This window comes from Paenibacillus massiliensis subsp. panacisoli DSM 21345, from assembly GCF_000426545.1.
GTDB lineage: Bacteria > Bacillota > Bacilli > Paenibacillales > Paenibacillaceae > Paenibacillus > Paenibacillus panacisoli.
The window spans coordinates 190,837-210,231 of the sequence record NZ_KE384536.1 but is presented as its reverse complement, the minus strand read 5'-3'; the positions used below and the strand labels follow the sequence as shown (position 1 = coordinate 210,231).

Sequence of the window (19,395 nt, the reverse complement as noted above, 5' to 3'; positions counted from 1 at the left end):
ATAATAGATAGGCTCAATAGCAAGTTAAAGGAGGTGCCTTTGTTATTATGAAAGGCAAAAACCTGCGGGTTACGGACACTCGCTCCAATATGATCACCTTGCGTCTCGACGCGTCCTTTTTCTTCGAGAGAGCCGTCCGCTCGCTGGATCGCAATCATTATGACAAGGCATTGAAATATTTTCGCAAAGCTGTGGAATATGAACCGGATAATCCGGTGAATCATTGCAATATGGCGGGTATATTATCAGAGATGGGGAATTATACAGGTTCCAACGAGGTTCTGGACCACGTGTTGACGCATGTCAATCCATCAATGACGGAATGCTACTTCTATATGGCTAATAACTATGCCAATATGGAACAATTTGAAGAGGCGGAGCGTGCCTTGGTCACCTATCTGGAGGAAGACGCAGAGGGGCAGTATCTGGAAGAGGCAGAGGACATGATGGAGCTGCTGTACTATGAGCTGAATCGTCCAACCAAGCTGAACCGGATCAAGGCTCGGGGTGGAGTCGTCGAGCATGATCAAGCCAGAAAGCTGCTGGAAGAGGGCAAGTTCGCCCAAGCGGCGAAACTGCTGGAGCAGATCTCGGGTGATCAGCCTGAACTGCTTGCAGCCCGTAACAATCTGGCGTTGTCCTACTACTACATGGGCATGTTCAAGAAGGCCAAAGAGACCATTCTCCAAGTGCTGGAGTCTGATCCAGGCAATCTGCATGCCCTGTGCAATCTGGCGATCTTCTATCAGAATGAGGGCGGTGGTCCCCATCTGGACGCATTGATCAAGACTCTCGCGGTCACAATTCCCTTCCAGCAAGATCAAGTGTTCAAGCTAGGCACAACCATGGGCATTCTGGAGCATCATGAAGAGGCGTATCACCATTTCCGGCGGCTGTTGAGGCAGACCGAGAGTGGAACGGACCCTTCCTTGTACCACTATGCTGCCGTAGCGGCCAGCAATACAGGACGATATGACGAGGCCGTGCGACTGTGGGCGAAGGTGCAGAAGCTAGATCCTTCCTCCGAGATTCCGAGGTTCTATCTATCCCGAATGGATGAGCTTAAGTCTCAGGGGAAGCAGCTTGAGAAGCTGAGCTATCACTACCATCTGCCGTTCGACGAGCAGTTCAAGCTGTGGGAGAAATATGGCTCGCGCAGTATGCCCGATGATATGAAGAAGGACCCGCTTGTGCGCTCTTCCTTCTTCTGGGCTCTGCATCATGGTGATGATGCAACCAGGCTTCAGGTGATTCATGCCCTGGAATTGATCGGTGATGAGGAAGTACGGCAGGCACTTGAGACATTCCTCACCGAGACGGGTCTGAGTGACACCTTGCATCAAGCGGCCACTAAGGTGCTCCGTGAGATGGAAGTAGAGCATCCTGAGCAGGAGGCAGCCCCCTCTGTCACGGTCATTCCGGAGAAGCTGCGAAGTGAAACGATGTTCTCGGATTCTGCCAACATTCAGCTTCAGGCTGTTCTCGACAGAGCCGTCTCCGTCATGGGACAACGCTATGACGCCGCCCAGATCAATGATCTGAAGCAGCTCTGGTCTGAGTATGTGAATCATGTTGGGCATGAGCTCGTGATTCAGCATGTAGAAGGCTGGTCTGCAGCGCTGGAGTACCTGACGGCTAAAATGAATCACCAACGCGTCACCTATCGTGAGGTTGCAGATTATTACGGGATATCGGTATCCACGATTAGTCGATATGCCCGGCAGATTGATTCGGTATGTGGCATCAGCACAAAGACGAGCAAGACCCTGAAGGATTTCACAGAACGAGTATAGTGTGGCAGCAAGGATGTACTCGGGTTGCACCCAGCACAGACGAAGCACTACTTTGAAGGAGGTCATTTCCATGTACAAATCCCTTATTATCGGCACAGGTCCTGCAGGCTATACGGCAGCGATCTACCTGGCAAGAGCCAATATGAATCCACTTGTCATTGAAGGCATGCAACCAGGCGGACAGCTTACGACAACTACCGAAGTAGAGAATTTCCCAGGCTTTCCTGATGGCATTATGGGGCCTGAATTAATGGATAACATGCGCAAGCAGGCCGAACGCTTTGGAGCCGAGTTCAAATCCGGCTGGGTGGAAGAGGTGGATCTGTCCAAGCGTCCTTTCAAAGTCAAAGTAGAGGGAGTGGGCGTCATTGAGACGGAATCCCTCATTATTGCTACTGGGGCATCCGCCAGATATCTGGGCATTCCAGGTGAGCAGGATAATGTGGGCCGGGGAGTGAGTACTTGTGCTACTTGCGATGGCTTCTTCTTCCGTAACAAGAAAATCATTGTTATTGGTGGAGGAGACTCGGCGATGGAGGAGGCAAGCTTCCTGACGAGATTTGCGTCCAGCGTTACACTGGTTCACCGCAGAGAAGAATTGCGTGCCTCCAAGATCATGCAGGATCGTGCCCGTGATAACGAGAAGGTGCTCTGGTCCTTGAATCGTACTCCACTCGAGGTCGTGGCTGAGGCGACTGGCGTGAAGGGCTTGAAGGTGCTCAACAATGAGACTGGGCAAGAGGAGTTCATTGAAGCGGACGGTGTATTCGTAGCGATTGGTCATACACCGAATACAGGCTTCCTCGCGGGACAGGTGACGACGGATAGCCATGGCTATATCGAAGTAAGACCTGGAACGACCGAGACGAACATACCAGGCGTCTTTGCATGTGGAGACGTGCAGGATACCCGATATCGTCAAGCTATCACAGCAGCTGGCTCCGGTTGTATGGCAGCTATGGATGCTGAGAAGTACCTTGAGGGTAGCATGGTGCATGATTGGAGCGAGACCCTGGATCAATAACCAGAAGCAGAGATCAGGCCAGGAATTTGGTCTTACATCGTTAATTGTATTCCCCACACCCACCTTGCTGGCAACATGCATGTGTGGGTGTTGCCAGTTTTCGGCCGGGGAAGCTATCCTTTCGGGTCTGCTTGACCGGATGAATAGGTTCGCTTATAGTTGGATACGTAGGTAAGACCAAGGCGGGAAACCCCTTGCTGTAAGCGCGATAATTTGAATTTTAGTCTCTTACTAAAGTTATAGAAGAAGGTGGCTTATTATGTCCGAGGGTATCTACGTTGGTGTTGACTTGGGTGGTACAGCAATAAAGGTTGGTATCTGTAACAGCGAGGGACAGCTTCTACAGACCTATGAGGGTCCGACAGGAACCGGTGAAGGTGTGGAGACAATCCTATCCAATATCGAGCAGTACGTCAGACAGATTGTCGAGGATTCTCCCTATAGCTGGGATCAGCTGCAAGGAGTAGGAGCTGGCATTGCTGGATTCCTGAATTCGGAGGATGGAGTTGTTGTACTGGCTCCCAACGTAGGCTTTAAGGACGTGCCGATTCGTGCTCTGCTAGAGAAGCGGATTGGTAAGCCAGTGAAGATAGAGAATGATGCCAATGTAGCAGCACTGGGTGAGGCATGGGCTGGAGCAGGCAAAGGCGTTGCCAATTGTGTATGCTTTACGCTTGGAACGGGCGTGGGTGGTGGGATCATCATAGGCGGCAAGATCTACCAAGGCTTCTCCGGTATGGCTGGTGAAGTTGGTCATATCGCAGTGGTTCCTGACCTGGAAGCCATTCAGTGTGGCTGCGGCAAGATGGGCTGTCTAGAGACCGTCTCCTCCGCAACCGGGATTATCCGTATGGCGAAGGATGCCGTGGAACGGGGAGAGCTTACTGCGCTGGCTCAGGTAGAGCATATCATGGCCAAGGATGTCTTCGATGCCGCAAAGCAGGGTGATGAGACAGCGGTCCGCATCGTTCGCCGCGCAGCCTTTTATCTAGGAAAGGCCATGGCTACTACGGCAGCTGTGTTGAATCCGCAGATGTTCATCGTCGGTGGGGGTGTCTCTAAGGCAGGGGATATCCTGTTCGATGAGCTACGTGAGGTTGTTCGTCAGCTGACGCCAGGACCGTTGTATCAGGGACTCACCGTTGTGCCCGCTATCCTCGGCAATGACGCTGGGGTCGTAGGGGCAGCAGGTCTGCTGCTGCGTTCCTGATTAGATAGCTATAATTCATTCAAGCGTATGGGGAAAGAGGGGAGCCGCATGTCGGAAAACAGCTCAATAGCAACCGCGACCGCAACACTAATCATCATTACAGGGATGTCGGGTGCAGGGAAGACGATTGCCGTCCAAAGCCTGGAGGACCTGGGATTCTTCTGTGTAGATAATCTTCCGCCCGTGCTGATTCCCAAATTTGCCGAATTGATTGAACAATCGAAAGGCAAGATTGCCAAGGTTGCCCTGGTCATTGACTTGCGGGGCCGGGAGTTTTTCACGGCGCTCTCTGAATCGCTGAATTACGTTAAGGATCATTTCACCATACATTGTGAAATTCTATTCTTGGATGCCAGTGATGCCGTCCTTGTACAGCGATACAAGGAGAGTCGTCGTCGTCATCCGCTTGCTCCGGAAGGAATGCCGCTTGATGGCATTCGTCTGGAGCGCAAGATGCTGGAAGAGCTGAAGTACTCGGCTACACAAGTGATCGACACCAGCTCGCTGAAGCCAGCTGTTCTGAAAGAACGCATTATTGCGCGTTTCTCACATCTTGAGGGCAGTCAGTTTTCGGTCAACATCACATCGTTCGGCTTCAAGTATGGAATTCCGATTGATGCAGATTTGGTATTTGATGTTCGGTTCCTGCCTAATCCGCATTATGTGGAGCAGCTGCGACCACGCACGGGACAAGATAGTGACGTATATGATTATGTTATGAAGTGGCCAGAGACCCAGTCATTCCTGACCAAGCTATTGGATATGCTGCATTTCCTTATTCCACAATATCGGAAGGAAGGAAAGAGCCAGGTCATTATTGGAATAGGCTGTACTGGTGGTAAGCACCGCTCGGTAGCGATATCAGAGTATCTGGGCAAAATGCTCGGTGCAAGCGAAACAGAGGTTGTCTCGGTCAGTCACAGGGATGCCGATCGGGATCGGCATTAAAATAGAGGTGAGTTTATGAAAACAGCGGGACAACAGCTGGAGCGTCCACGTATTGTCGTCATGGGCGGGGGTACGGGCCTGTCAGTCATGCTAAGAGGTCTTAAGCAGAAGCCGCTGGATATTACCGCCATTGTCACTGTAGCTGACGATGGCGGTAGCTCAGGGATTTTACGAAATGAGCTACAGATGCCACCGCCGGGGGATATACGAAATGTGTTGACTGCATTGGCAGATGTAGAGCCACTGATGGCGGATCTGCTCAAGTATCGCTTTGCCTCCGGCTCAGGGCTTGCAGGACATAGTCTGGGTAATCTGATACTGGCTGCCATGACCGATATTTCTGATGGTGATTTTGTTACGGCTGTGCGAGAGCTTTGCAGGGTATTTGCCGTTCGCGGGCGCGTGCTTCCTGCTGCGGGTGAGGGCGTCATTCTTCATGCCGAGATGGAGGATGGCTCCATCGTCACAGGCGAGTCCAAGATCCCGGAGGCGGGCATGCGGATCAAGCGAGTCTACCTTGAGCCGGATCACGTGGAGCCGTTGCCTGAGGCTGTGGAAGCGATCCAGAAGGCTGATGCGATACTCATTGGCCCGGGAAGTCTGTATACTAGTATTCTTCCCAATCTGCTGGTTCCCAAGCTGGCTGAGGCTGTGGTGTCGTCTGATGCGGTCAAGATTTTTGTCTGTAATGTGATGACACAGCCTGGAGAAACGGATAACTACAGTGTCGGCGACCATCTTCAAGCAATCGTGGACCATGTAGGACATCAATTATTTGACTATGTTATTGTGAACAATGGGGAGATTCCGCCTCAGGTGCAGGAGAAGTATGCCGAGCAAGGGGCAAGACCCGTACAGCTTGATCTCGGACCGGTGTCAGAGCGAGGATATAAAGTGGTGGCGGATACACTGGTGCTATTTCGAACGTACCTGCGCCATGATGCTGACAAGTTGAGCCAGCACATTTATCAGCTGGTACAGAATTGGATGTTCAGAAGGAGGTGAAATCCATTGTCATTTGCGGCCCAGACCAAAAAAGAGCTGACCCTGATTGAAGCTCAGGATTGCTGTGAGAAGGCAGAATTGTCAGCCCTGATTCAGATGCTTGGCTCAGTCCAGCTTACGAACAAGAAAGTCGTTCTGGACATATCAACGGAGAATGCCGCGATTGCACGACGGATCTATTCCTTCATCAAGAAGCATTTTCAAGTGCATACTGAACTGTTGGTTCGTAAAAAGATGCGGCTTAAGAAAAATAATGTATATATTGTCCGTATACCGAGCAAGGTACAGGAAATTCTGAAAGAGCTTCATATTGTGTCTGAGGGATTTGTATTTACCGAAGGGATTAATAAGGAGATCATTCGGAAAAACTGTTGTAAGCGGGCTTATCTGCGCGGGGCTTTCATGGCTGGAGGCTCCGTGAACAATCCCGAGGGCTCATCCTATCATCTGGAGATCGCATCGATGTATGAGGAGCATTGCCAGGCACTCGTAGAGCTTGCGAATGAATTTCATCTGAACGCACGTTGTATTGAGCGCAAGAAGGGCTTTATTCTTTACATCAAGGAAGGCGAGAAGATTATTGAGCTATTAAGCATTATTGGTGCACATCAGGCCTTGTTCAAGTTCGAGGACGTACGTATTATGCGTGACATGCGTAACTCGGTGAATCGGATCGTGAATTGTGAGACGGCGAATCTGAACAAGACGATCGGTGCCGCTGTGCGGCAGATTGAAAACATCAAGTTGCTGCAAAAGGAAGTCGGGCTGGAGTCTTTGCCTGATAAGCTGCGTGAGGTAGCGGAGGTTCGGCTGGCTCACCCGGATATGAATCTGAAGGAAGTCGGCGAGCTGCTGAAGGGTACAGTGAGTAAATCGGGCGTCAATCATCGTCTCCGCAAGATTGATGAAATGGCGGAGAAAGTACGTGCAGAACTGTCCTGACGGACTTCCAACTGCTGCATCTGGCATCTCGACTGGACGGTTGCTGTTTTTTTTCTAGTTAATGGCCCCGGTTAATGGTATAATGTGATAAATAAAATGGTGTATTTATGTTTCATTTGTGTTGATAGATTGCACTCTAAATAAGGGGGAGTTGTTGAACATGTCTAAACATCCGGTAGTTGTACGTTTGAAAACAGGACTGCATGCCAGACCAGCTGCATTATTCGTACAGGAAGCCAATAAATATTCTTCTGAGGTCTTCGTAGAGAAGGACGACAAGAAAGTAAATGCCAAGAGCATCATGGGAATTATGAGCCTGGCAATCAGCTCCGGGACAGAAATCTACATTAGTGCTGAGGGTGCGGACGCTGAACAGGCTGTAAACGCTTTAGTAAGCTTGGTAAGCAAGGAAGAACTCGAAAATCAATAATCGGCGCTCTGTCGGTGTGCAGCCCCTGAAGAGGGGCTTTTTGTATATAGTCAGAATAGTAATACGTAATTAGAATTGGAACTTATTTATTGAATTATGAAGTGCTATACATAGGGTGGAGAAGCTATACACATGATCAGGGAGAGATTCCGCTGATCTTTTTTTGTACTCTGGGTTTATGTAGTGCAACCTTTTTTGTGTAATTCCGTCTAGAGGTTAAAATTATCCAACTTCAACATAAGCAGGGCCATATCAAAGGAGGAGCATGTAAATGAAAACATGGACAAGAGCAGCAGGAGCAGCCTTGCTGGCAGGTAGCGTATTTTTGGGCGGTTTTGGAACCGTAGGACTGGGAGGACAGGATAGCGGCCGGGCGTATGCAGCAACAGCATCAGATGTAATCCGTAATGTCATCAGTGTTAATGGGTCTGGAGAGATTTCGATCAAGCCGGATATGGCTACTCTCTACATCGGTGTGCGGACTGAAGGGAAGACAGCGGCTGAGGCTCAGAAGTTGAACGCAGAAAGAATGACCAAGCTGAACGCACTGCTCAAGCAGACATGGGGCATTGCAGACAAGGATATCCAGACGAACCAATTCTATGTGCAACCTAACTATAGCTATACTGAAAAAGAAGGCCAACAGCTCATTGGTTACGTTGCTACTCACACGTTGAGCGTGAAATACCGCGATCTGAGCAAGGTAGGCGAGCTGCTGGACGCGGCAACCAATGCTGGAGCGAACAGCGTGGACAACATCCAATTCTCGGTAGAGGATACACAGCCATATGAGGAGCAAGTGATCGCGAAGGCGTTGGCTAACGCCCAGATGAAAGCTGGGGCAGTAGCCAAGGCTGCCAATCGCCAGCTTGGTACCCTGTTGAATGTGAATCTGGAGCAGGCCCAAGTACCTTTCGTGTACCTCAAAAATGAATTGATGGAATCCAGAGCAGGCGGCACTGCGGACTCCACATCATTCGAACCTGGTGAAGTGAAGATCAGTACGCAGCTTAGCGCACAATATGAAATGAAATAAATAACCTTAGCTATCCAGGTGTAATCCAAGCGGAGGCTGTCACTGAACTTGCATAAGAGAGTGGCAGCCTCTGTTTGATTTTCGACCCGTCTAAAGGCTGGCATAAGATTCTAACAATCTTGTAACCGGGGTTGTTACCCAATTCAACATGGGTCAGCGTAGAATAGCTTTTTGAAAAGGTACATAAATGTTGATAAAGGAGAGACGGATGTTATGAGATACTACACTAAGCCCATAGGGCACCTGCTGCTGGCTACAGCAGTAGTTACAGGGGCAATGCTGCCGATATCGTCTACCTGGGCCTCATCGACCGTACAAGAAGCTCAGAATCAGCAAGTGAAGCTGTTCTGGGAGGGACAAGAGCTTAAGGATAAGGGCTTGTTGATTCAAGGCAAGACTATGATTCCTGTATCCGCATTGCGTGATGACCTGAAGCTGGGTGTCTCTTATGATGCCGAGAGCTTGACCTATACAATTAATGGTGGACAGAACAAGGTTCGTATTTATGACGGGAGCGCTGAAGAGCTGTTTATGAACGTGAACCAGGTCTATACGAAGGGTATGGAAGGAACCAAGAAGAACGGTAAGCTCTATATACCGATTGGTGTGGTGAAGAATTATCTGGGCGTCCAGGCAGCGTGGGACGGTGCGAGTAAGCAGGTTCGGATGAGTGCGGGACAGAATCAGCTTTTAAAATGGTCCATGGAGCCTGTGCTGCAGCAGGAAGAGCCTACGGTTCAATATGATATTCATACATTGAAATTAGAGGGCGACTATCCCGGAATAGCCAAGATCAACGAGGTCCTGAAGAAGCGTGCGGAAGAGTTGGCGGCTGCTTCCAAAGAATCTGTAAAGACTGGCGGCCCGACGGCAGACCGTCCATTTCAATTTGAGAATAACTATTTGGTAACGGATCTTCAAGCTGATGTCGTCAGCCTGGTTGTGGATGAGTATGGATACCTTGGCGGAGCACACGGGATGACTGTCCGTAAAGGCTATACCTTCTCTCTGAAGGATGGACAGCTGCTGAAGCTGGAAGACGTATTGGGTGCGAACCCAAATTACCTGAAGGCACTAAATGACAAGCTGACTCCACAAGTTACGAACCACGGTGGCTATCTTGGGGACTTTAAGGGCATTGGCAAAGATCAGGATTTCTATCTGTCTCCTGCAGGCGTGGTGATCTTCTTCCAGCAATATGAGTACACGGCTTATGCTGCCGGGATTCCGGAGTTCGTATTCCCATATAGCTCATTGCTGCCACAAGGAAAGGGCCCCTTCTCTCGTTAAAGAATATCTGAGAATAGCTATTTTCACAGCGACTCATGAGAAGGCCTGAATAAGCAGTCAAACCAAGAAATTACACACAACGCATCAAAGGAAACATAACAAGCTACCTACAGGACAGGGTGAAAAAGCTAAACAAGCCGCCTTCGGCTATAACCGGAGGCGGCTTATCTGTTGCTGTCAACTATTTCCCTGACCCTAGGTCACGCCATACCCTCAGGCAAGGTGTATTAGACACCTTGTGGTGGAGTGCTGGAGATCACTTGGTCAACCAGACCATATTCCTTGGCTTCCTCAGCGGACATGAAGTAGTCGCGGTCGGTGTCCTTCTCAATCCGTTCCAGCGGCTGTCCTGTGCGCTCAGCCAGAATCTTGTTCAGCTTGTCACGCATCTTGAGGATGCGACGTGCACGGATCTCGATGTCTGTCGCCTGTCCTTGGGCTCCGCCCAGCGGCTGGTGAATCATGATCTCACTGTTCGGAAGCGCGAAGCGCTTGCCCTTGGCCCCTGCATTCAGCAAGAATGCGCCCATCGAAGCAGCCATACCTACACAGATGGTAGATACATCGGGCTTAATGAAATGCATAGTATCGAAGATCGCCATGCCGGCTGTGATCGAACCGCCAGGACTGTTGATGTACAAGTGGATGTCTTTTTCCGGATCTTCCGCAGTCAGAAACAGCATTTGAGCGATAATGGAATTGGCAACAACATCATTTACATCAGAACCGAGGAAAATAATGCGATCCTTCAGCAATCTGGAATAGATGTCATAGGCGCGTTCGCCGCGATTGGTTTGTTCAACGACCATAGGAATGTAACTCACGTAAAAACCTCCCTTAAATTAGTTCGATTATGTGTTGCGAAAGGTCTTAGAATATATTCTTCCAAAGTCCCTTCCCATTAAACTGTTACCTTAATAACCACATCATAAACAATTTAAATCAAAAAGTCAAAGAAAGTCAAACTAAAGAATCAAAAAAAGAGCGAATCCGCTCTTACATGGTTAACAATATAATAAGTGCTTATGTACAAGTTCTTAAGAAAGTATGGCGCGCCCGCAAGGAATCGAACCTTGATCTCAGGCTCCGGAGGCCTACGTCATATCCATTGGACCACGGGCGCATGCTATTTGTTAAAGCAATACTCAATCAATTATATCTCTCACTAACTAATTAAGTAGCTAATGAACGAATTGGCGAGCAAAGATGATTATATGCTAAGTGGAATGAAAAAGCAAGTATCTGATTAGAACGCACGCTTATTATATGATCTATGGATATTTACCGATATATAACATGTATAACATGCCATCTGGGGTAACGTAACTGACCAATACCTAACGGAAGATGTATCCTTTTGCAAAATTTATAGCCTGAATCTGTTTTTTTGACGTAAAGATTCCTTACTTATGTATAAAGGGCAAAAAGGTAGTGAAATATAGGTTCGGGGCACTTGCTTCTGAAGCAAATATTGGGTAGAATAACTGTGGGACTTAAAAAGTTAACCCGGGACATTTTGAGACCAGCTTGGTTTGAGATGGACTGTACCATCTGATTGTGAGTTAGAGCAGAATAGAAGTCTGCAGGAGTGGAAAGCATGCGAAATATATTAGAAATACAGAAGCAGCTTCTGCCTGATCTCACGGAAGTTTTGAAAAAAAGATATACCATCCTGCATCAGATCATGCTGTCTGAGGTGGTTGGCCGCCGAACGCTGGCGTCATCCCTTCATATGACAGAACGTGTACTGCGAGCTGAAACCGATCTGTTGAAGGCCCAAGGGCTTCTGGAGATTGATCATGTAGGCATGAGGGTGAGCGAGGCCGGATACGAGCTGCTAGAGCGGCTTGAGCCGATTGCCAAGGAATTGTTCGGATTGTCCCTGCTCGAGGAACAGATTCGTCAGATGTACAACCTGAGGAAGGTTGTCGTTGTACCCGGTGACTCGGATAGCTCGCCTCTTGCGAGAAGAGAGCTGGGAAGAGCGGGCGCCAAAGCCCTTCTGGGGATTATGGGGGATGAGGATATCATTGCCGTCACTGGTGGCACTACGATTGCCGAGGTGGCTGAGCAGTTGACTACACCGCCCACAGGCCCGATTCGCGGTGGATGGTTCGTACCCGCACGCGGCGGACTTGGCGAGAGCATGGAGATGCAAGCGAACACGATTGCTTCCACTATGGCACGCAAGGTTGGTGCCCAGTACCGACTGCTTCACGTCCCTGATCTGCTGAGTAACCATGCTTATGAATCATTGCATCAGGATCAGAGCGTTCAGGAGATTGTCAGTATTATCCGTAAAAGTCGAATTATCATTCATGGCATCGGGAATGCCAATGAGATGGCCCGCCGTCGCAGGCTGGAGCAGGAAGTCATTAATGAGATTCGTGCTGAAGGGGCCGTTGCAGAGTCATTCGGCTATTACTTTAACGAGGATGGTATTGTCGTTCACAAGATGCTGACGCTTGGGCTCCGACTGGAGGACATCAAGCGAACTGAGATTGTGCTGGCGATTGCTGGAGGTTCTAGCAAGGCTACGGCGATTCAGGCAGTTCTTCGTTTTGGTCATGAGGATATTCTGGTCACGGACGAAGCAGCAGCTAACATTATTGTGAGCAACAGCTAGATTGCTGTCTTAAGTAGCATAGGCAATCATTCATATTGTTGTCTTGACGGGCTTAACCGCTCTGTCTTGAATAAATAAAAACGAAACTTGGGAGGAACTTACTCATGGCAGTTAAAGTAGGTATTAACGGTTTTGGACGTATTGGACGCTTGGCTTTCCGTCGTATTCAAAACGTAGAAGGTATTGAAGTTGTTGCAATCAACGATTTGACAGACGCTAAAATGCTGGCGCACTTGCTCAAATACGATACTACTCAAGGACGTTTCGAAGGCGACGTTGAAGTACATGACGGCTTCTTCAAAGTAAACGGCAAGGAAGTTAAGGTTCTGGCTAACCGCAACCCTGAAGAGCTGCCATGGGGCGACCTGGGCGTTGATATCGTTCTGGAGTGCACAGGCTTCTTCACAACTAAAGAGGCTGCTGAGAAGCACCTTAAAGGTGGAGCTAAGAAAGTTGTTATCTCCGCTCCAGCTACTGGCGACATGAAGACGATCGTTTACAACGTAAACCATGATATTCTTGATGGTTCCGAAACTGTAATCTCCGGTGCTTCTTGCACAACGAACTGCTTGGCTCCTATGGCTAAGACGCTGCAAGACAAGTTCGGCATCGTAGAAGGTCTGATGACTACTATTCACGCTTACACTGGCGACCAAAATACATTGGATGCTCCACACGCTAAAGGCGACTTCCGTCGTGCTCGCGCTGCTGCTGAGAACATCATCCCTAACACAACTGGTGCTGCTAAAGCAATCGGTCTGGTTATTCCTGAACTGCAAGGCAAATTGGATGGAGCTGCACAACGCGTACCAGTAGCTACTGGTTCCCTGACTGAGCTGGTAACTGTACTGGACAAGAAAGTAACTGCAGAAGAAATCAACGCAGCTATGAAAGAAGCTTCCGACCCAGAAACTTATGGCTACACTGAAGATGAAATCGTATCTTCCGATATCAAGGGTATCACTTTCGGTTCCCTGTTCGACGCTACTCAAACTAAAGTTCTGACTGTTGGCGACAAGCAACTGGTTAAGACTGTAGCTTGGTACGACAACGAAATGTCCTACACAGCTCAATTGGTTCGTACTTTGGAGCACTTCGCCAAACTGGCTAAGTAATCCCTGAACCTGAGTAACACTATAGAGCGGAAACAGTCGTTATTGTTTCCGCTCTTTATCTATGAACTTGTTGCCAGATGACAACAGAGTTGTACTCACAAGTGACTCCTGTGGAATGCTCTTCCTTGGGGAATTCCCATTAAAATATTAAGGGTATGGAGGAACATACGATGAACAAAAAGAGTGTACGTGATATCGAGTTGAACGGGAAAAAGGTATTTGTCCGTGTAGATTTTAATGTGCCTGTAGAAAATGGTAAAATTACAGATGACAAGCGAATCCGCGAGACACTGCCAACAATCAACTATTTGATTGAGCAAGGCGCTAAGATCATCCTCGCTAGCCACTTTGGCCGTCCAAAGGGTCAAGTTGTTGAGGAAATGCGTCTGACTCCAGTTGCTGCACGCTTGTCCGAGCTGCTGAACAAGCCTGTTCAGAAGGTTGATGAGGCAATTGGCGAGAACGTGAAGGCTGAAGTTGCCAAGCTGAACAATGGCGATGTATTGCTGCTTGAGAACGTGCGCTTCTATCCTGGTGAAGAGAAGAACGATGCTGAGCTGGCTAAGCAATTTGCTGAACTCGCGGATGTATTCGTGAACGATGCCTTCGGAGCTGCACACCGTGCTCACGCTTCCACAGAAGGGATCGCACATCACCTGCCAGCAGTATCCGGTCTGTTGATGGAGAGAGAACTGGATGTATTGGGTAAGGCTCTGTCTAGCCCTGAGCGTCCTTTCACTGCGATCATCGGTGGATCTAAGGTTAAAGACAAAATTGACGTGATCAACCATCTGACTGAGCTGGCAGACAACATCATTATCGGTGGTGGTCTGGCTTATACGTTCTTCAAGGCTCAAGGACACGAGATCGGTAAATCCCTGCTGGATGAATCCAAGCTGGATGTGGTTCTGGGCTTCATCGAGAAGGCTGAGAAGCTCGGTAAGAAATTCTACCTGCCAGTGGACATCGTAGTGTCTGATGATTTCAGTGCGAATGCTAACACTCAAATCGTAGACATCGACAGTATTCCTGCTGAATGGGAAGGCGTGGACATCGGACCGAAGACTCGCGCGATCTATGCTGATGTTATCAAGAACTCCAAGCTGGTTGTATGGAACGGACCAATGGGTGTCTTCGAAATGGAGCCATTCGCTGGTGGTACTCGTGAAGTGGCTGAAGCTTGCGCGAACACAGAAGGTTACACTATTATTGGAGGCGGGGATTCCGCAGCAGCTGCAGAGAAATTCAATCTGGCTGACAAGATGAATCACATCTCTACTGGTGGCGGCGCTTCTCTTGAGTTCATGGAAGGTAAAGCACTTCCTGGCGTTGTAGCACTGAACGACAAGTAATAAGGCAAGGGAGCTGAACATATTGAGAACACCTATTATTGCAGGCAACTGGAAGATGTTCAAGACTGTTCCAGAGGCTAAGGACTTCGTTCAAGAAGTCAAAGGCAAAGCTGAAGTTGAAGGCGTAGAGAGCGTCATTTGTGCACCTTTCACGAATCTGCCAGCGTTGGTAGAAGCGGTTAAGGGAACGGCCATCAAAGTTGGAGCACAAAACGTCCATTTTGAAGAAGATGGTGCGTTCACTGGTGAGATCAGCGGACGTATGCTGGCGGATCTTGGCGTAGATTACGTCATTATTGGCCACTCCGAGCGTCGTCAGTACTTTGCTGAGACTGATGAGACGGTGAACAAGAAGGTTCATGCTTCCTTCCGTCATGGCTTGACTCCGATCGTATGTGTCGGTGAGAAGCTGGAAGAGCGTGAAGCTAACCAGACGAAGGAAGTCTGCAAGGTACAGACGGAAGCTGCATTTGCAGGTCTGGCTGCAGACCAAGCAGCTAAAGTAGTTATCGCTTATGAGCCAATCTGGGCGATTGGAACTGGCAAATCCTCGACTGCACAGGATGCTAACGAAGTCATTGCTTATATCCGTAGTCTGGTTAAAGGACTGTACGGTGAGCAAGTGGCGGATGCTGTTCGTATTCAATACGGCGGTAGCGTTAAGCCTGAGAATGTAGCCGAGTATATGGGACAAAGTGACATCGACGGGGCTCTTGTTGGTGGTGCAAGCCTTCAGCCTGCATCCTACATTGCACTTGTTGAGGGGGCGAAGTAAGATGACTGCACCCAAACCGGTTGCTCTCATTATCATGGACGGCTTTGGTCTGCGTGACAAGGTTGAAGGTAATGCTGTCGCACAAGCCAATAAGCCGAATTATGATAAATACTTGACTCAATATCCGAACACGACGCTCACGGCTTCTGGTGAAGCTGTAGGCTTGCCTGAAGGACAGATGGGTAACTCTGAGGTAGGTCATCTGAATATCGGTGCTGGCCGAATCGTGTATCAGGATTTGACTCGAATCTCCAAATCCATTCGTGACGGTGAATTCTTTGATAACCCGACATTGGTGGAAGCGGTTCGCCATGCGAAGCAGAACAATACCAAGCTTCATCTGTATGGTCTGCTCTCCGACGGCGGCGTGCACAGTCATATCGAGCATTTGTTCGCGATGCTGGACCTCGCCAAGAAGGAAGAGCTGCAAGAAGTCTACATCCATGCCTTCATGGATGGCCGTGATGTCAGCCCGGATAGCGGTGTTGGCTTTATGGAGAAGCTGATTGCCAAGATCGAAGAAGTAGGTATTGGTAAAATTGCGACGGTTCAAGGCCGATATTATGCTATGGACCGTGATAAGCGCTGGGAGCGTGTAGAGAAGTCCTACCGTGCCATTGTGTATGGTGATGGACCGAAATACACCGATCCACTGAAAGCACTCAAGGAATCGTACGAGAAGTCCGTATTCGATGAATTCGTAGAGCCGACAGTCATTACCAAGGCAGATGGAAGTCCAGTAGGCCTGGTAGAGACGAATGACTCGGTCATCTTCTTGAACTTCCGCCCTGACCGTGCAATCCAGCTGTCCCAAGTGTTCACAAGCAACGATTTCCGTGGCTTTGACCGTGGACCGAAGTTCCCGCAGCAACTGCACTTTGTGTGTCTGACCCTGTTCAGTGAGACGGTGAACGGCTTCGTGGCTTACGAGCCTAAGAATCTGGATAACACTTTCGGTGAAGTGCTTGTGCAGAACAACAAGAAGCAGCTGCGTATCGCTGAGACGGAGAAATACCCACACGTAACGTTCTTCTTCAGTGGTGGGCGTGATGTGGAGCTTCCAGGCGAGACACGTATCCTGATTAACTCTCCTAAGGTAGCTACATATGACCTGCAGCCGGAAATGAGTGCCTACGAGGTAGCTGATGCCTGTGTGAAGGAGATCGAAGCGGACAAACACGACGCGATCATCTTGAACTTTGCCAACCCGGATATGGTAGGTCACTCCGGTATGATGGAACCTACAATCAAGGCGGTAGAGGTAACGGATGAGTGTGTAGGTCGTGTGGTTGATGCAGTCAAAGCCAAAGGCGGCGTCGTGATCATCATTGCGGACCACGGTAATGCAGATATGGAGATTGACGAGCAAGGCCGTCCATTCACTGCACACACAACGAACCCTGTGCCATTCATCGTTACAGATGAGAATGTGGTACTGCGTGACAAAGGTATCTTGGCCGATGTCGCACCAACGTTGCTTGATCTGATGGGGCTGCCTAAGCCTGCCGAGATGACAGGCCAGTCCATGATTGCAAGCCGTAAGTAATTGGTACTGACGCTTCTTCAATCTCTGCTGAATGCGGGAGCGAAGAGGCGACCCTCATAACATAATTAAAGGAGACTGTGTACAAATGACTATTATTACTGATGTATACGCCCGCGAAGTCCTTGACTCCCGTGGTAACCCGACTGTTGAAGTTGAAGTATATCTGGAGTCCGGCGCAATTGGCCGTGCGATCGTACCTTCCGGTGCATCCACTGGTGCTCATGAAGCTGTAGAACTTCGTGACAACGATAAAGATCGTTACCTTGGCAAAGGCGTTCTGCAAGCTGTTAAGAACGTAAATGAAATCATCGCACCAGAAGTTATCGGTCTGGATGCTGTGAACCAAGTTGAGATCGACAAGCTGATGATCAGCCTGGACGGTACTCCAAACAAAGGTAAACTGGGTGCTAATGCGATCCTCGCAGTATCCATGGGTGTAGCTCGTGCTGCTGCTGAAGCTCTGGCACTGCCATTGTACCAGTACCTGGGTGGATTCAATGCGAAGCAACTGCCAGTACCAATGATGAACATCGTTAACGGTGGCGCTCATGCGGACAACAACGTTGACGTACAAGAGTTCATGGTTCTGCCTGTTGGCGCTCCAACTTTCAAGGAAGCACTGCGTATGGGTGCTGAAATCTTCCACAACCTGAAAACCGTACTGAAAAATAAAGGCCTGAACACTGCAGTTGGTGACGAAGGTGGATTCGCTCCTAACTTCACTTCCAACGAAGATGCTCTGTCCTCTATCATCGAAGCTATCGAAAAAGCTGGTTACAAACCAGGCGAAGACGTATTGCTGGGTATGGACGTAGCTTCCACTGAGTTCTTCAAGGATGGTAAATACGTACTGGAAGGCGAAGGAAAATCCTTCACACCTGCTGAGTTCGTTGACCTGTTGGCTTCTTGGGTGGAAAAATACCCAATCGTTACCATTGAAGATGGCTGCTCCGAAGACGACTGGGAAGGTTGGAAATTGCTCACTGAGAAACTGGGCAACAAAATCCAACTGGTGGGTGACGATCTGTTCGTTACTAACACTGAGCGTCTGGGCAAAGGTATCGAAGAAAACATCGGTAACTCTATCCTGATCAAAGTGAACCAAATTGGTACATTGACTGAGACTTTCGATGCGATCGAAATGGCAAAACGCGCTGGTTACACAGCTGTTATCTCCCACCGTTCCGGTGAGTCCGAAGACAGCACAATCGCTGACATCGCGGTTGCTACTAATGCTGGCCAAATCAAAACGGGTGCACCTTCCCGTACAGACCGTATTGCAAAATACAACCAACTGCTTCGCATCGAAGACGAACTGGGTGAATTGGCACAATACAACGGCCTGAAATCCTTCTACAACCTGAAAAAATAAGTAACGGTTCCTGACGTCTTCACCTGAAGACTTGGAATGTGTGCTTAGCATATGAATGAGTGCTGATGTACTGTAGTATCCTTACACAATAAGGTGCTTCTGTATGAGGGCTTATTCTACGACAAAAAGCGGACCTGCGGGTCCGCTTTTTCTTTTGCATATGGCTCGCAAACGTACCATACTTGCTGAGGTGTACAACCAAGGGTCGTCACCTGGCATCTAGATAACTAATCTGTATGTGCTCACTCTGAGTAATCGGGCTTGCACGGATGCATCCTCGTCAATCAGGAGCTTTCCAATCGTATTCCATGCGTCTAGCTGTCTGAAGGGCTGTCTCTACGTCTAGATAGCGACTGACGAGATGGAGGGACATATGTATACCTGCCGATATTCCTCCAGAGGTAATTATATCGTTCTCATCCACGTATTTGACGCCACTTTGGACCTGTACGACAGGATAGTCTCGGGCAAGGCGCTCCAGATCCATCCAATGTGTAGTGGCTGAACGACCGTCGAGTAGCCCAGCCTCAGCAAGCAGTAAAGCTCCTGTACAAACAGAGGCAATCTGCACCTTGTTCTGTGCCTGTTCACGCAGCCATTCCAGTACCTCTGGCTTGCGTATTTCAATTTCCTCCGCGCCATAGCCACCTGGGACAATGAGTAGATCAACTACAGGCAAGGTCTGAAAGCTGTGACCCGGCTGTACCTGAAGTCCATTGCGTGCCGTAATCATGGCTCCGTCCGCTGATACCGTATGCACGGTGAAGGCCTTAGCTGTCACGGCCGCCCCAGCTTCGTTCTTGTGGAAGGCTTGCGTCTCAGTGATCGAGAACACCTCAAAGGGCCCAGCGAAATCCAGCACTTCCACCTCGTTGAACAAAAATATGCCAACCTGATAAGGCACAGGCATGGACGCTCCTCCCCTCATTGA

General features: G+C 49.2%; 17 protein-coding genes and 1 tRNA gene. 15 read left to right on the top strand and 3 right to left on the bottom strand.

From position 1 onward, the window contains the following. The first annotated feature begins 47 nt into the window (after positions 1–47). From K331_RS0127980 to K331_RS0127940, 9 genes are all read left to right on the top strand, one after another. On the top strand, positions 48–1,793 hold the full coding sequence (locus K331_RS0127980; protein WP_028592884.1) for a tetratricopeptide repeat protein: 1,746 nt from the start codon (positions 48–50) through the stop codon (positions 1,791–1,793). Between the two features lie 70 nt (positions 1,794–1,863). Next, on the top strand, positions 1,864–2,817 hold the full coding sequence (gene trxB / locus K331_RS0127975; RefSeq protein WP_025681425.1) for a thioredoxin-disulfide reductase: 954 nt from the start codon (positions 1,864–1,866) through the stop codon (positions 2,815–2,817). 259 nt (positions 2,818–3,076) lie between these two features. Continuing rightward, positions 3,077–4,027 (top strand): ROK family glucokinase, encoded by a 951-nt coding sequence (locus K331_RS0127970; RefSeq protein WP_028592883.1) that lies wholly within the window; start codon positions 3,077–3,079, stop codon positions 4,025–4,027. Between the two features lie 48 nt (positions 4,028–4,075). After that, positions 4,076–4,975 (top strand): RNase adapter RapZ, encoded by a 900-nt coding sequence (gene rapZ, locus K331_RS0127965; protein ID WP_018888153.1) that lies wholly within the window; start codon positions 4,076–4,078, stop codon positions 4,973–4,975. A gap of 15 nt (positions 4,976–4,990) precedes the next feature. Continuing rightward, complete coding sequence (locus K331_RS0127960) at positions 4,991–5,980, top strand: gluconeogenesis factor YvcK family protein (RefSeq protein WP_018888154.1); 990 nt, start codon at positions 4,991–4,993, stop codon at positions 5,978–5,980. Between the two features lie 6 nt (positions 5,981–5,986). Continuing rightward, positions 5,987–6,922, top strand: coding sequence for a DNA-binding protein WhiA (whiA, locus tag K331_RS0127955; protein ID WP_028592882.1), 936 nt, complete (start codon positions 5,987–5,989; stop codon positions 6,920–6,922). A 160-nt stretch (positions 6,923–7,082) separates the two neighbouring features. Next, positions 7,083–7,352 carry an HPr family phosphocarrier protein gene (locus tag K331_RS0127950; RefSeq protein ID WP_018888156.1) on the top strand — a complete coding sequence of 90 codons (270 nt, stop codon included), beginning with the start codon at positions 7,083–7,085 and terminating at the stop codon, positions 7,350–7,352. Positions 7,353–7,623: 271 nt separating this feature from the next. Further along, positions 7,624–8,388, top strand: coding sequence for an SIMPL domain-containing protein (locus tag K331_RS0127945; protein WP_028592881.1), 765 nt, complete (start codon positions 7,624–7,626; stop codon positions 8,386–8,388). Between the two features lie 213 nt (positions 8,389–8,601). Next, the gene (locus tag K331_RS0127940; RefSeq protein WP_028592880.1) at positions 8,602–9,678 is read left to right on the top strand and encodes a DUF3298 domain-containing protein; all 1,077 of its coding nucleotides are present in this window, start codon (positions 8,602–8,604) and stop codon (positions 9,676–9,678) included. A 227-nt stretch (positions 9,679–9,905) separates the two neighbouring features. On the opposite strand, the gene clpP is transcribed toward K331_RS0127940, so the two are convergent. Then, positions 9,906–10,502: an ATP-dependent Clp endopeptidase proteolytic subunit ClpP gene (gene clpP / locus K331_RS0127935; protein ID WP_018888159.1), complete on the bottom strand. Its 597-nt coding sequence runs from the start codon at positions 10,500–10,502 to the stop codon at positions 9,906–9,908. 224 nt (positions 10,503–10,726) lie between these two features. Then, positions 10,727–10,801, bottom strand: a tRNA-Arg gene (locus K331_RS0127930). Between the two features lie 474 nt (positions 10,802–11,275). Between K331_RS0127930 and K331_RS0127925 the strand changes: the two genes are divergently transcribed. From K331_RS0127925 to eno, 6 genes are all read left to right on the top strand, one after another. Further along, a complete protein-coding gene (locus K331_RS0127925) occupies positions 11,276–12,304 on the top strand; it encodes a sugar-binding transcriptional regulator (protein ID WP_028592879.1) in 1,029 nt (342 codons plus the stop codon). 104 nt (positions 12,305–12,408) lie between these two features. After that, positions 12,409–13,419 carry a type I glyceraldehyde-3-phosphate dehydrogenase gene (gene gap / locus K331_RS0127920; protein ID WP_018888161.1) on the top strand — a complete coding sequence of 337 codons (1,011 nt, stop codon included), beginning with the start codon at positions 12,409–12,411 and terminating at the stop codon, positions 13,417–13,419. Positions 13,420–13,589: 170 nt separating this feature from the next. Then, a complete protein-coding gene (locus K331_RS0127915) occupies positions 13,590–14,771 on the top strand; it encodes a phosphoglycerate kinase (protein ID WP_028592878.1) in 1,182 nt (393 codons plus the stop codon). Between the two features lie 22 nt (positions 14,772–14,793). Continuing rightward, a complete protein-coding gene (gene tpiA, locus K331_RS0127910; RefSeq protein ID WP_018888163.1) occupies positions 14,794–15,546 on the top strand; it encodes a triose-phosphate isomerase in 753 nt (250 codons plus the stop codon). 1 nt (position 15,547) lies between these two features. Then, positions 15,548–17,092 carry a 2,3-bisphosphoglycerate-independent phosphoglycerate mutase gene (gene gpmI / locus K331_RS0127905; protein WP_028592877.1) on the top strand — a complete coding sequence of 515 codons (1,545 nt, stop codon included), beginning with the start codon at positions 15,548–15,550 and terminating at the stop codon, positions 17,090–17,092. 85 nt (positions 17,093–17,177) lie between these two features. Beyond that, positions 17,178–18,464, top strand: a complete 1,287-nt coding sequence (eno, locus tag K331_RS0127900) for a phosphopyruvate hydratase (RefSeq protein WP_018888165.1) — start codon at positions 17,178–17,180, stop codon at positions 18,462–18,464. A gap of 280 nt (positions 18,465–18,744) precedes the next feature. Here the strand turns inward: eno and K331_RS0127895 are convergent, their stop codons facing one another. Further along, positions 18,745–19,374 (bottom strand): DJ-1/PfpI family protein, encoded by a 630-nt coding sequence (locus K331_RS0127895; protein WP_028592876.1) that lies wholly within the window; start codon positions 19,372–19,374, stop codon positions 18,745–18,747. Between the last annotated feature and the right edge of the window lie 21 nt (positions 19,375–19,395).